The 13,832-nt window shown below is 38.2% G+C and carries 14 protein-coding genes; 6 read left to right on the top strand and 8 right to left on the bottom strand.

Annotation, left to right across the window (positions count from 1 at the left end):
- Complete coding sequence (locus HC728_RS14035; protein WP_065597814.1) at positions 1 to 846, top strand: universal stress protein; 846 nt, start codon at positions 1 to 3, stop codon at positions 844 to 846.
- Between the two features lie 58 nt (positions 847 to 904).
- Here HC728_RS14035 and HC728_RS14030 read toward each other — a convergent pair whose 3' ends face one another.
- The 3 genes from HC728_RS14030 to HC728_RS14020 form a co-directional block, all read right to left on the bottom strand.
- Positions 905 to 2,005: an alkene reductase gene (locus HC728_RS14030; RefSeq protein WP_190395675.1), complete on the bottom strand. Its 1,101-nt coding sequence runs from the start codon at positions 2,003 to 2,005 to the stop codon at positions 905 to 907.
- Positions 2,006 to 2,025: 20 nt separating this feature from the next.
- The gene (locus HC728_RS14025; protein ID WP_190395674.1) at positions 2,026 to 2,694 is read right to left on the bottom strand and encodes an SDR family oxidoreductase; all 669 of its coding nucleotides are present in this window, start codon (positions 2,692 to 2,694) and stop codon (positions 2,026 to 2,028) included.
- 275 nt (positions 2,695 to 2,969) lie between these two features.
- Positions 2,970 to 4,163: an MFS transporter gene (locus HC728_RS14020; RefSeq protein ID WP_190395673.1), complete on the bottom strand. Its 1,194-nt coding sequence runs from the start codon at positions 4,161 to 4,163 to the stop codon at positions 2,970 to 2,972.
- A 148-nt stretch (positions 4,164 to 4,311) separates the two neighbouring features.
- Between HC728_RS14020 and HC728_RS14015 the strand changes: the two genes are divergently transcribed.
- Positions 4,312 to 5,238 (top strand): LysR family transcriptional regulator, encoded by a 927-nt coding sequence (locus HC728_RS14015; RefSeq protein ID WP_065597812.1) that lies wholly within the window; start codon positions 4,312 to 4,314, stop codon positions 5,236 to 5,238.
- A gap of 58 nt (positions 5,239 to 5,296) precedes the next feature.
- Here the strand turns inward: HC728_RS14015 and HC728_RS14010 are convergent, their stop codons facing one another.
- Together HC728_RS14010 and hdfR are read right to left on the bottom strand one after the other, a co-directional pair.
- On the bottom strand, positions 5,297 to 6,646 hold the full coding sequence (locus HC728_RS14010; protein ID WP_005423719.1) for a magnesium transporter: 1,350 nt from the start codon (positions 6,644 to 6,646) through the stop codon (positions 5,297 to 5,299).
- A 153-nt stretch (positions 6,647 to 6,799) separates the two neighbouring features.
- Positions 6,800 to 7,660: an HTH-type transcriptional regulator HdfR gene (gene hdfR / locus HC728_RS14005; protein WP_005423718.1), complete on the bottom strand. Its 861-nt coding sequence runs from the start codon at positions 7,658 to 7,660 to the stop codon at positions 6,800 to 6,802.
- Between the two features lie 79 nt (positions 7,661 to 7,739).
- Between hdfR and HC728_RS14000 the strand changes: the two genes are divergently transcribed.
- Positions 7,740 to 8,129 (top strand): DUF413 domain-containing protein, encoded by a 390-nt coding sequence (locus tag HC728_RS14000; protein WP_158007223.1) that lies wholly within the window; start codon positions 7,740 to 7,742, stop codon positions 8,127 to 8,129.
- A 78-nt stretch (positions 8,130 to 8,207) separates the two neighbouring features.
- Here the strand turns inward: HC728_RS14000 and tesA are convergent, their stop codons facing one another.
- The gene (tesA, locus tag HC728_RS13995) at positions 8,208 to 8,822 is read right to left on the bottom strand and encodes a multifunctional acyl-CoA thioesterase I/protease I/lysophospholipase L1 (protein ID WP_017018978.1); all 615 of its coding nucleotides are present in this window, start codon (positions 8,820 to 8,822) and stop codon (positions 8,208 to 8,210) included.
- Positions 8,823 to 8,977: 155 nt separating this feature from the next.
- On the opposite strand from tesA, the gene HC728_RS13990 reads away from it, so the two are divergent.
- The 3 genes from HC728_RS13990 (at position 8,978) to HC728_RS13980 (ending at position 12,838) form a co-directional block, all read left to right on the top strand.
- A complete protein-coding gene (locus tag HC728_RS13990; RefSeq protein ID WP_026029282.1) occupies positions 8,978 to 9,658 on the top strand; it encodes an ABC transporter ATP-binding protein in 681 nt (226 codons plus the stop codon).
- A 1-nt stretch (position 9,659) separates the two neighbouring features.
- Positions 9,660 to 12,119 (top strand): ABC transporter permease, encoded by a 2,460-nt coding sequence (locus HC728_RS13985; protein ID WP_190395672.1) that lies wholly within the window; start codon positions 9,660 to 9,662, stop codon positions 12,117 to 12,119.
- Positions 12,120 to 12,466: 347 nt separating this feature from the next.
- Entirely contained in the window at positions 12,467 to 12,838 is a 372-nt protein-coding gene (locus HC728_RS13980) for a YgiW/YdeI family stress tolerance OB fold protein (protein ID WP_005423711.1), read from the top strand.
- A 100-nt stretch (positions 12,839 to 12,938) separates the two neighbouring features.
- Here the strand turns inward: HC728_RS13980 and HC728_RS13975 are convergent, their stop codons facing one another.
- On the bottom strand, positions 12,939 to 13,166 hold the full coding sequence (locus tag HC728_RS13975) for a glutaredoxin family protein (RefSeq protein WP_005423709.1): 228 nt from the start codon (positions 13,164 to 13,166) through the stop codon (positions 12,939 to 12,941).
- Positions 13,167 to 13,206: 40 nt separating this feature from the next.
- A complete protein-coding gene (locus tag HC728_RS13970; RefSeq protein ID WP_190395689.1) occupies positions 13,207 to 13,701 on the bottom strand; it encodes a DUF1415 family protein in 495 nt (164 codons plus the stop codon).
- Between the last annotated feature and the right edge of the window lie 131 nt (positions 13,702 to 13,832).

Here is a 13,832-nt window from a genome sequence, read left to right as displayed (position 1 = left end):
ATGAAAAATATAATAGCTTGTATTGACGGTTCCCCTACAACATTCGCGACATGTGAAGCGAGTTCATGGGTTGCATCTAAGATTAATGCTCCGCTTATCTTATTACATGCTCTTGATAAAACGATGAGACCGGTTGTGAGCGAATTCTCTGGTCAAATAGGATTAGGTAGCCAAGAAGAGTTGCTTAATGAGCTTGCAGAGTTAGATGAAGCTCGTAGTAAAGTGGCGCTCAAGCATGGAAAAAAATTGTTAGAAGAGGCTGTTGAATGGGTAATGAGAGAGGGTATTGATAATGTCGAGCAATTACAACGCCATGGAAGTTTGCTTGAAAGTCTGATTGATTTAGAAAACCAACTCAGAGTATTGGTTATTGGTAAACTAGGAGAAGATCAGAGCAGTAATAAGACGATAGGTTCTCAACTTGAGAGTATCATTCGTTCTATTAAATCTCATACACTAGTGGTGAATACGCCATTTTCTATCCCAACGTCTTATCTCATTGCTTTTGATGGCAGTCCAACGAGTGAAAAGTTAATTGAAAAAGCAATTAATACGCCGTTGCTTTCTGGTTTAGAGTGTCATTTAGTGATGGTGGATGACTTTGCGGTAAAGAGTACGGCTTTTGAGAAAGCGGCGATTAAATTAAAAAATGCAGGACTTAGTGTGCATGAAGACATACTGTCAGGCTCTGTTGATGATGCGTTATTGAAGTACCAGAAAGATCATCAAATTGGCATGATGGTGATGGGGGCTTATGGTCATTCAACGTTAAGACAGTTTTTTTTAGGAAGTAACACAACTAAGGTATTAATAAAAAGTGAAGTACCTTTATTGTTAATACGTTAATTATTGATATATAAATAAAACGCCTAAAGTTAATTGCTTTAGGCGTTTTTTATAGGTATTACAGATTTTCACTGTAGACTGGGTAATCAATATAACCTTTCTCATTACCGCCAAATAAAGTATTACCGTCTAGTGCTGCTAGCTCATAATTGTTTTTTAGGCGTGATACTAAGTCTGGGTTGGATACGAACGGACGGCCAAAAGCTACAAGGTCAGCATAGCCTTTGTTGAGGATTTCATTGGCGCGTTCTTGTGTGTAACTACCAGCGACTATGATCGTATTGGTGAACAGTTTTCTTAGTTTAATACGAAAGTTTTCAGGAATAATCGGTGCATCGTCCCAATCGGCTTCAGATAAATGCAAGTAAGCAATATTACGCGATTGCAACTCTCTTGATGCATCAAGAATTGTGGGTACGATATCTGGGCAATCCATGTCTTTAAATGTGATAAATGGAGCAAGGCGAACTCCAACTTTATCGGAACCAATTTCTTTACTTACCGCATCAACAACTTCAAGTAGAAAGCGAATACGATTCTCTCGAGTATCGCCATATTTATCTGTGCGATGATTTGAATTGGTACGAAGAAATTGATCAATCAAATATCCATTTCCTCCGTGAATTTCAACACCATCGAAACCCGCTTCGATTGCTCGTTTAGCTGAATAGGCGAAATCTTGAATAACACGGTTAATATCATCTTGGTTCATTGCTCGTGGTTGAATACAATCAACCATGTTGCCATTGCCTTCTTTATCAGAGATCCATACTTTGGTTTCTACAGGAGCAAGGGCAGATGGTGCAATAGGTAGCTCTCCTTTTTGGAAAGTAGGATGAGATACACGACCTACATGCCATAATTGACAGAATATCGCAGCCCCTTCTTTATGAGTTGCGTTAGTGACAGATTGCCATCCTTTAACATGCTCATCAGTATAAACACCTGGAGTAAATGAATAACCTTGAGAGTCATCTGAAATTTGAGTAGCTTCGGAAATAATGAGACCGGCAGTTGCACGTTGTTTGTAATAAGTTGCCATCATGTCATTTGGAATATTACCGGGTTGGCTTGTGCGAGCACGAGTCATTGGAGCCATTACGATTCGATTTTGTAATGTGATATTTTTTAAATGTGTTTTTTCAAATAATGTTTTCATTTTTTTGCCTTTTAATCGTATTAGTTAATTAATGCACCACCATCAACATCGATGATAGAACCTGTCATATATGGATTGGTAACTGCCAGTACATATGCCATTGCAACATCAGAAGCATTGCCAATATTGCCTACTGGGAGATTTTGTTTTGCGGTTTCATACATAGATTCACGAGATGCTGTATCCATATTTTTATAGGCAGTTGTTGCAGTTAGACCTGGACTTACGGCATTCACTCGAATTGGAGCTAGCTCTTTTGCTAGGACTTTAGTTACGGCTTCTAATGCAGCGTTAATTGCTGATTTTGTATAGGTATTTGCGATTACTTTACGTGATAACATACCGGTTGTTAGTGTGATGGAACCCTTTGGTTTCAAATATCTTGCCGCGTGTTTTGCTGCATGGATTGATCCCCAGAATTTAATATCAAAAGCAGTTTTTGCTTCTTCGATTGCAACATCAATTACTTTTCCTGATGGAGCAAATGAGCCTGCCGTAATAATAAGGTGATCAATTGGACCAATGGATTCAAAATAGTGATGGACTGCATTTTCATCACTAATATCTAATCCTGTAGAGCGACTTGCGATATGAACCGTTGTGTTTTCATTAATGAATTTTTGAGCTACGGCTTCACCAATACCTGATGTGCCACCAATGACAACGAAAATGGTTTTTTCTTGATTCATAATAGATTCCTTTTAAATATCGTTATGGTTTAAAGCTGAGAGAATGAGTAATTAAGCGCAATAAAAATAGATAAAAAACAGCAAAAAAATCATGGTCGTTTTTTCTATTTTTCGTAAAAATTGGTAATTAAAAATATCGATATCCTCGATAGGAAAACAAAAGGTGATATCATTAATTGTTGCTTTATTTGATGGTTTCTTTTCTGTTATAAAATTTAAAGGCATCGTCAAATTTCTTTGATAAAAGGCTCGGATAATGAACCTTTATTGAGGGATTAATTAGCGAATGTTGGTGTCGATGTTTTTATTGATTTTTCATTACGATTAGCCTTTGCGATAAACAGCAAGCCGATAATAGGAACAATGATGGCAGCAAAAGGGATCATGCTTGCTCCAAGTCCAAGTTGACTATCAAGCACCATTCCACCAAGGAATCCTCCAAATGCATTTGCTAAGTTAAAAGCTGAAATATTTGCTGTCGCAGCGAGTTCTTGTCCTTCGCCGCCGTGATTCATTACACGAAGTTGCATTGCTGGTACGTTAGCGAAGGAGGCAACACCAAAGATAAATGCAGCCACAACGAAAAGAAGTTTATTATCGATTGTCAGGCCAACAGCGATTAAAGATACGACCATTGCAATAGCCCAAAACATAGAGGCCTTATTTAAGTTTTTGTCTGAAGAACGACCACCTAAGGTATTACCAATAATAAGACCAAATCCAACAATAACGAGAATCCATGTAACTGCTGATTCACCATAGCCAGTAATGTGCATTGCAATTGGTGCAAGGTAGCCATAAAGAGTCATAAAACCCGACCACGATAATGCAGTAATAGCTAAGCTGATAAGTAACATTGGATTTTTGAATGCCATAAGCTGAGTTTTTATGTCTTTAGCTTCACCATGACCAGTTGATTTTATTGATGTGAAAATTGAGAGCATGGCAATAGCACCAAATGTAGCTACTACACAAAAGGTAACGTGCCATCCGAACTCTAGACCAATCCAAGTACCAGCAGGAACACCGAGAACGTTGGCAAGGGTTAAGCCTGCAAACATTTGACCTACCGCTCTACCAGCCATTTTTTCTGATACTAAATTGGTTGCAACAACAGCGCCGATACCATAAAAGGGGCCTTGAACTAATCCTGCTATGACACGACTCAGTAGCAATAGGTGGTAATTTGGTGCTAATGCAGACAAGATGTTTCCGATGATAAAGAGTGTCATCAATCCCGTTAACACGACCTTTTTATTAAATCGAGCTAAATAGATGGTTAGGATGGGACCACCAATAACAATAGCTAATGCATAAGCACTAATTAAGTAGCCTGCTTGACCTTCTGTAATGGAAAGAGAGGTTGCAATTTGAGGTAGGATGCCTGCAATAACAAATTCAGCAGTACCAATTGCGAATGCGGCTAATGTGAGTATCCAAACTTGAAATGGCATTTTTTCTTGATTCATGTCTATGACCTTTAATTTCTTTCTTTTTTGTTATGACCTAATGGCAACTAGTATATTCGTTCGCTTTATTTTGATAATTGGGTAATATATAAAATCATTATTCGGAAAATATGAATAATGCGCATTCGTAAAATTAAAGGGGCGATAGATGGATAAGTTTTCTGATATGACGATGTTTGTGAGTATCGTAAAGCATCAAGGTTTAGCGGCAGCAGGGCGAGAGCTTGGTTTATCACCTGCAACGATGACAGCCAGACTTCAAGCTCTTGAAGAAAGATATCGAGTGAAATTACTAAATCGCAGTACACGACATGTATCTCTAACCGATGCGGGGGAGCTTTATTATAAAGCCAGTCTTGAAATTTTAGATAATGTAAACGAAACCGAGAATTTGATTTTAAACGGAGTTAAAGAGGTTAAAGGTGCGTTAAGAGTAGCTGCGCCTAAAGACATTGGTAAGCAATACATTCTTCCTATCCTTTCTGAGTTTTGTGAGAAATACCCAGAGGTAGTGCCATATTTATACTTGAATGATGATGTCTCAAATATTGCCGAATCAGGTGTAGATATTGTCGTTCGATATGGTGAACTGGCCGATAGCAGTTTGATATCTCGACGATTATCATCTAGCCATCGAGTGTTGTGTGCATCACCTAACTATTTAGCTAAACATGGAACGCCGTTAACTCCACAAGATTTGGTTAATCATCATTGTCTTGCGATGGTTCGTAGCCATGAGGAATTAAAAACATGGCATTTCCAAGGCTCAGATAAAAAGAATGTTATTACTGTTTTACCTAAACGATTTTCAGATGATGGAGAAGTTGTACGTTATTGGGCTCTTGAAGGGGCTGGGATAGCATTAAAGTCAATTTTAGACGTGCAGGATGACATTAACAATCGACGTCTTGTTACTGTTCTTAATGGATATATGGCTAATTTTAATACATCGACATCTGTATCAAGTGCTGATCTTAATGTGGTATACATGAGTAAAAAATATCAGCCAAAACGTATCCGGTTATTCTTAGATTTTCTTTTGGAGAGATTTGAGACGATGAAAATAGGTGAGTGAGATTAGAAACCCTCTCTGATTCGCTTATATCAATTCAGAGAGGGAATTTTATAGAGTTTTACATCATTACAAGGCTTGCTGTACCTAAGAAGGCAAAGAAGCCAACTACATCAGTTACTGTGGTCAAGATCACTGAGCCTGCCAGTGCAGGATCAAGTTTAAACTTATCTAGCGTGATAGGAATAAGTACCCCAAATAGTGCTGCGGTAACGATATTAACAATGATAGCCAGTGAAATCGTGGCACCTAAAGCAAAAGATTGGAACCACGCACCAGCAATACCACCGATGATTAACGACCATAGCAATCCGTTGATGGAACCAATGCCTAGTTCATTTTTTAACAAGGCAAAACGGTTACCAGCGGTAACTTGGTTTAGTGCCATTGCACGAACCATGAGCGTTAAGGTTTGGCTACCTGCAATCCCTCCCATAGAGGCTACAATCGGCATTAATACCGCTAGAGCAACAACTTGGGTAATGACATCTTCAAATAAACCGATAGTAATCGATGCTAAAATAGCAGTAAGCAAGTTAATGCCTAACCATACACCGCGCTTTTTCGAACTCTTGATGATAGGTGAGAATAGATCATCACCTTCGTCCATACCGGTACCGGCCATTAAACGGGTTTCATAGATTTCACGTTGTGTATTAATCGCAAATTGCCAATCTAATTGTCCAATTAACGTGTTTTCATCATCAACAATAGCAACACTTGGCACAGCTGAGTGTTCGATTGCTTCAATACTCTCACTTAATGGTTGGTGAACATTAAGAACTAAGCAATCTTCTAATTTTAGTGTGTTAATTTTGACTGAGTCATCAGCGGTTAAAATATCTGTATATTGCACAATACCGTGAAACTTATGGGCACGATTAATTAAGTGCATGTATTGATGCGATTCAAACAGATTGGTTTTTAATAGCTTTTTAGCTCGACCTACACTGACATTAAAAGGCAGTGTTGCTATTTTTCTGTCAGCCCAGTGACCAACTTCTTCATCGTCATATTGTTTTGCATCGTCGTATAAGTCCAACTCATCACGGCTGATAAGTTGTAATGCAAGGCTGAAAATATCGTCAGGCAGAGATTCTGCCCACTCGATTAACGATAAGTTATCCAGTTTTGCTAAGGTGAAGTTTAATTCGGCTTCTGACAATTCCTCAAGGATTGCTACACGAGCATCAGCGCGCATTTCCGTTAATACTTCAATGTGCATTTCTAGTGGCAAGTGACGCCATAATTGCACACGGTCATCAACTGGGAAAGCTTCTAAAATACGAGCCACAGAACCTGTATCTAAGCCGTTTTCTACAAATTCACTCAATAAGCTTATTTGTTGCTGTTGGTCGTCGGCATTGAATAAGGTTTCAATTTGGAATGATAAATCTTGATGTTCGTTCAATGTCGTACTCCGTGGATGGAAGTAAGATTAAAAAGATAATAATTATAGTAACGAGGAAAAGGCAATTAAACCACTTAATACAGTGATTTATTATAGAAATAGATAAAATAAAAGGGCTTATGTAAGCCCTTATCGTAAATCGAAAATCGCTTTTTAAACGCTAGAGGTAACCATTTTTGGCTTTATGTTGGTAATTTGCTCAATAAGCTCTGCTTTTTCGCTTTTTTCTTGCCATACTAAGTACAGCTCTTGCTCCATAATTGGTGCGCCTTCCACAACATACAGTTCTTTATTATCAACGCTTTGGTTAATAACTGGGGCAGGCAAGTAACCAATACTTGAATGTGACATTAAATAATCAAGTGCCATTTTTGATGAGTGAGTATGCAAAATGGGTGTTTTTTGCAGTTCAGCAATTTTACTATGCTGAATCGCAAATCGAGCACCCCAATCTAAATACACTAATGGCATAGATTGAATGGTTTCCATCGTACTGTTTGGAGTACTAGAAACGAGTTGCAGTTGATAATCACGAATTTTAAATACACGAATACCATCAATTTTGGGTGGTTCACTGGTAATAAAAAGGTCCACACTTTTTTCTAATAGTGCTTTTGCCAGTTCTTGACGAGGTATGGATTCTAGGCGTAATGCCAAACCAGAGATTGTGTCATAGATCCCATTTATCCAATCTGATATTCCATCAAATTCCCAGATTAGTGCACTGGCACCAATAGTTATTTGCGAATTATAATCTTCAGTCAGTGCAACGTCTTGTTTTGCTCTTCCCCATGTTTGTAAAATCGCTTCGGCATAAGGAAGTAAGCGCTCACCTGCAGCGGTTAGCTGTACATTATGGCGTTGACGAGTAAATAATGGGTTTCCAAGCTGTGATTCAAGCTGTCGAACACGGAAACTCACGGCAGATTGTGTGAGAAATAAATGCTCTGCAGCACGCCCAAAGTGGCGCGTTTTTGTGACTTCTAAGAAGGTTTTAAGCAGATCAGTATCCAAAGTTATCATCTCTTTGATGGTGGTAACCGCCACAATAAAATATTTTGATTGAAATCGCTAATATTTTTCGTTGTACAATGTGACTGCACTGAATTACATATACGTTTTTTGTGGTCACGAAGAAGCATCAATGCGAACTCTTACTAAATTTTACGATGACAAAAACTTCAAACGAGGTTTTAGTCGCAGTGGTTTTACAATCCGCGAAGCGTTGATTTTAGAAACCTATGGTCGAACAATGCAGTCTCTATTAGACGGTACGTTGGCTCCTGAATCAGAAGCAGAATTGCGATTTGTTGAGCAAATACAGCATCTACCTGCTGAGACTTCAGAATTTGCGCAATGTTGGTTGAAGTATCAAAATAAAATTAACTTTAAGCCAAGATTTCATACATTATGTGGAACACAGCGTTCATCAGATAATTCAGATGATGACGATAATGGTTCTGCTGATGATGATACAGAATAATACCGATTGTATTGGTAACCGTAATTTTAAAAGCCCGTTTATATAAGCGGGCTTTTTGTTTTTTATGAATAAATTTGGTTATAAATAGGGTTGCAGCTCTTTTGCCATAAACTCCGCTATCCATGGTTGAGCTTCTGGCCTTGGATGCAATCCATCTTTCATCATCCATTCTGGTTTTACAATGACTTGTTCTAAGAAAAAAGGTAAAAGAGGGATGGCGTGTTTTTCACTTAATTTAGGGTAAAGTGATCCAAACGCTTGGCTGTATCGTTTTCCATAGTTCGGTGGTACTTGAATTTGCATCAATAATGGTTGTGCATTAATCGCCTTAATTTGAGCGAACATCTTTTCTAAATTGGCATTGATTTTTTGTGGTGGAAATCCACGGAGTCCATCATTGGCTCCTAACTCAATAAGTACATAATTAGGCTTATGTTGTTCTAATAGATTAGGTAATCGATCTAATCCATTGCCTGTTGTATCACCTGAAATACTGCCATTTATAACCGTGGTTGGCTTACCTAAAGCATTAAGTTGCTCTGGTAATAGTGAAGGCCAACTTTGTTCTATTGGCATGTTATATCCTGCACTTAAGCTGTCACCAAGAATCAGTAAGGTTTGGCTATAAGCGGTTTTTACAGCAAGAAATTGGCTGCTAATAAGTATCAGAATAAAAGTCAGTAATTTACGCATGAGTAACCTTAACAATAGTGGATAACAATAGAATAGCAGAAAGCGTAAATCTGCCTATATAAATTGGTTAAAGAAGTGTAAATGAAATTGCTGATTAATAAGAACTTATGTATACAATACGTATAACAGCATAAAAATAATATCAAAAGGAAAGGATAATGACGATTGCCATAAAAGTGAGTTCAGTTGGAAAGTCTGTGATTTCTAACGAGGCAGAATTAACCATTTTAAAAGACATTTCTTTTGAGGTTCTATCAGGCCAAAGTGTTGCAATTGTTGGTACCTCTGGCGCTGGCAAATCAACGTTAATGACCTTGCTTGCAGGATTGGATATTCCTTCTACTGGTGATATTGAATTATTAGGACAAAATTTGTCTCAACTGGATGATGAGACTCGAGCTCAGATCCGAAGTGAATCTATTGGTTTTGTATTTCAAAGTTTCTTGCTTATTCCATCATTGAGCGCTCTTGAGAATGTCACCTTACCCGCCATTTTACGTGGAGAAGGAGAAGACATTGAAAAAGCAAAACAGTTACTTGCTTCTGTTGGACTGTCTGGGCGAGAAACACATCTACCATCTCAACTTTCCGGTGGAGAACAGCAGCGTGTGGCATTGGCTCGTGCATTTATGACTCAACCTCAAATTTTATTTGCCGATGAGCCGACAGGAAATCTAGATCAGCATACGGCTGAACATATTATTGAGCTTTTATTTGAGATGAACCAAAAGCATGGCACTACCTTGATTCTTATTACTCATGATCCCAAATTAGCAGAGCGATGTGACCGAACATTGACGATAGATGCTGGGCGAATTTTTGAAGAGGTGGTGTGAAATGAATGAGAAATCATTAACCTCAACCTCTTTAGGTAATCATCTACCTTCAGGAAACTGGATGATATTACGTTGGAGTTGGCGTGAGATTTGGCAGGGACAATTATGGCCTGTAATGGCGGCGCTAACCTTAATTGTCGCCTGTGTTGTTGCGTTATCTGCTTTAGCTATCCGGGTTGAAAAAGTCATGACGAATCAAGGTCGCTCTATGATGGCGGCAGATTTGGTTTTCCGTTCAGCAAATCCTACCCCTGAATCTATTTTACAGCGTGCTGCTGAGCAAAACCTAGTTACTTCCTCCCAAGTTCGTTTCCAAACCATGGCATTTAGTGATACCGGAATGCAATTGGTGAGCGTTAAATCTGTTGAGAGTAATTACCCACTTCGTGGTGAGTTATTATTGCATGGTGAAAACAATGAATTACATACGCAGGTTAACCAAGGAGAGGTGTGGGTCGCGGATCGCCTTTTATCTCTTCTAGAGTTACATATTGGTGATGTGATTGCCATTGGTGATGCAGAGCTGCCGATATCTGGTGTGATTGAATCAGAGCCAGAGCTCGCGTTTAACCCATTTCGCACCATGTCAAGTGTGTTTATTCATCAATCGGATTTAGATAAAACAGGTGCGATTCAACTGGGCAGCCGAGTGCAATATCGAACGTTATTTAAAGGGGATGATAATGAGGTCTCATTGCTTCAAAGTGAGTATGAATTGCAAGCTGGAGAAAGTTGGATAAGTGAAGAAACTCAAGGTCGAACTGCGGATTTAATGCAGAAAGCGAAGCAATATTTGTCACTGACGATTTTGATGGTGATCTTAATGGCTTCGGTCACTTTAGTATTAACTTGTCAGCATTATGCAACCAGTCGTGCGAATACCGTTGCTATGCTAAAAAGCATGGGGGCAAGTAAAGTGTGGCTGAAGCGTTGGTTATTCAGTCAAGTTGGGTTGATGTTTGTTATGGGTGTGATCGCAGGGTCTTTAATCGGATTAGGACTAGAGTTGTTATTACGTATTCCCTTAACGGATATTCTACCCGAAGACTTACCGAGTTATGGTTGGCAACCTTTCTTATTTGGCTCTATTGTTGCTTTATTCATTGGTTTACCAGCTCTTGGTATTCCATTAATTCGTCTTTTGGATACGCCGGCGATTGCCGTTTTGCAATCTCAAATAAACACTTCTTCAAAAAAAGGATGGTGGCTTATTGCTGTGCCCATCATGGCTTTTTTATTCATGTATGGCAATAACAGCCTAGTTTGGATGGTATCGGTTGGTTTAGTCATACTGTTTGTTTTGCTTGCTGGCATTAGTTACGGTTTAGTGCACCTGTTTGGGCGGGTTAAATGGGGGGCTGCAATGGCATTGGCATTGAGTCGGATTAAACGCTCCCCAAAAAACAGCATGATGCAATTGGCTGCACTGTCTGGCTCTTTAATGTTAGTGGCCGTGATTTGGCTAGTGAGAACCGATTTATTAGGAGATTGGCAACAAACTTTACCGCCGGATGCACCTAATGTGTTTGCGATGAATATTGCTCCGTATGAGCAACAAGAGTACTTACAAGTATTGGACAATGAAAAATTGGATCGCTCAGAAGGTTACCCTATTGTTCGTGGACGCTTGACAGAAATTAATGGTGAAAGTACCAAAGAGAAAATGAAAGGTGAAGGACAAGGCTCAGATGCGCTACGTCGTGAAATTAATTTTACTTGGCGTAATACATTGCCCGTTCATAATCAGGTCACTGTAGGTGCATGGACAAGCGAAAATGGAGTGTCTGTTGAGCAAGATGTCGCGAATGACTTAGATATTACTATTGGTGATACATTAAGTTTTTCGGTGAATAGTCAGCCCTTTACTGCGGTAGTTAATTCGATTCGTGTTGTTGATTGGCAAAGTATGAAACCGAACTTTTATTTTATTTTCACCCCCGATGTGATTGCGGATTTACCAGCGACGTGGTTAGTAAGTTTTAAAGTGAATGACGATGAAAATACGTTATTGAATCAATTGGCTCGTGATTACCCAACGGTTAGCTTATTAGACTTTAGAACCATGGGAGGGAAGATCCAAGCCATGCTAGCTCAAATTACGTGGTCATTAACTGTATTAGCCGGATTAGGCGTAGTGAGTGGTATTTTATTGATATTCACGTTACTTCGTTTGAGTTTGTATCAGCGTCAACGTGAGATCACTCTTTATCGAACTCTAGGCGCCAGTCGTCAACGTATTAGTAACACACTATGGAGTGAATATGGTGTGATGGCATTAGCGGCGGGGTTTGTTGCCGTTATGGGAGCTGAAGCGATTGTATTCAGCTTAGTTAAATGGGGATTTAAATTAGAACCGACACTTCATATCAGTATGTGGTTTGTACTGCCATTAATTGCAATGAGCATTGTCTTTATGAGTTTGGTGAGTGTGATAAAGCAGTTACTAAAACCGTTAAAGTAGATATTTTAAGTTATTATTTTAGTTTTTATGCAGGTTTTAATTATATTAAAACCTGCTTTTTATTTATTTTTATATTTTGCTTTTTTGAATGAAATTTTACATTATTGAAAATGCAATATACACGATGTTAATCAGTGGGTTAATTACTGTTTCTTTATAGGTTATAACAATGTTTTTAATCGAAATATAAAAACAAATATAAGTCTTGATATAATTAAAAACTAGGCGTAATCTCTAAATGAAATTGATTAAAACTACTATATATTTATAACTTATTTTTGTCGTAATTAAATTGAGTTACAAATGTTAATGTGGTTTTTCATATAATAATAGTTAAGGTTTTATTTATGAAAAAAAGACATTTGTTATTTACACTAATATTAGCTTGTTCATCAACTCTTGCATTGGCTAATGATCAAACCGCTAATTATCAGGATGAATTTTCTAAACCTGTTGATGGAATAAATAGCGTAGAATCGGTATTAAATGCTAGCGCCGTCATTGATGATACACCGATCCTATTAACTGGGTACTTAATTGAACCTTTAGGAAAGGAAGTCTATGTATTTAAAGATAATACAGGCTCTTTAAATGTAAAGATTGATGGTGATAAGATGTCTGGTTTACAAGTGAAGCCAAACGATAAAGTGACGATCAAAGGTGAAATAAATAAAGAAGATAATTATATTATTTATGTAGATAGCGTGATTATTGATTAATATAAATTAATTATTTTTAAATATTATTCTCTTATTGATAGTGTTTTTAAATTTATAATTATGTAAAAAAATGGAGCTTATAAATAAGCTCCATTTTTAATTAACTATTATACATCTTATCGAAATTCTTCTGATTCCAACCGGCCATCATTTGATCACCGATTTTTAATACTGGCACAGAGCGAGCACCAATGGCTTCTAACTCTTTACGGCCACGCTGCATCTTTGCGTTAGTTAAACGATATTTAATGCCTTTAGAATCAAGGTAGCGTTGCGCTTCTTTGCAGTGAGGGCATTTGTCTGCAACATATAAAACAACTCGTTTCATCGATTTCTCTCAATTATTTCTTAATGGCTGCTAGCCTATCTCATACGAACAAGTAAGGGAATAGCTTACGACGTTCTTCTAAGGTTAACGCCTCAACACGTGCAATGTTTGTATCTGGAATAGCTTCAGGATTTGGGTAGTGTTTTAGCACTTTTTCCATGCTTTCTTCACGGATAAGGTGAAGTACAGGATATGGAGAGCGATTAGTTAGGTTCTCATCATCTTCAGGCTCTGCACCACCAAAACAGTAATCAGGGTGGAACGTCGCAATTTGATAAATACCTTCCCATTCTTGCTGTTTGATGAGTGCGTCAACCCAATCTAAGAAGAAGTTATAATCCATAAAATCTTGCAGCATATTAGGAATCGCAACTAGCGTTGTTTCTAACTCTTCAGCCGTTTTTGAATCCAAGTTCATTAACTCTTGAAGAATATCTTCAAGCAATGCTTCTTCTGTCGTTGCTTCAGATACAAAAATTTTGATTTGTTTATTACGGTTAGGTTTTGCTGCGAAAGGGCAAAGATTGAGGCCGATGACCTAATGCCGCTCGCTTAACAGCTAGCGGCTCTTTTTTTATAAGGGTAGCGCGGTGCTTTATAAAGCACTTGTCGCGGAAATGGTTTTCGCTTTCTTTTTTTTGGCAGGATTAGACGCTTCCCGCTTTC

It is taken from the genome of Aliivibrio sp. S10_S31 (genome assembly GCF_014694495.1).
In the GTDB taxonomy this organism is placed as follows: Bacteria; Pseudomonadota; Gammaproteobacteria; order Enterobacterales; family Vibrionaceae; genus Aliivibrio; species Aliivibrio fischeri.
The sequence above is the reverse complement of the archived record's forward strand: the minus strand, read 5'-3'. Positions and strand labels throughout refer to the sequence as shown.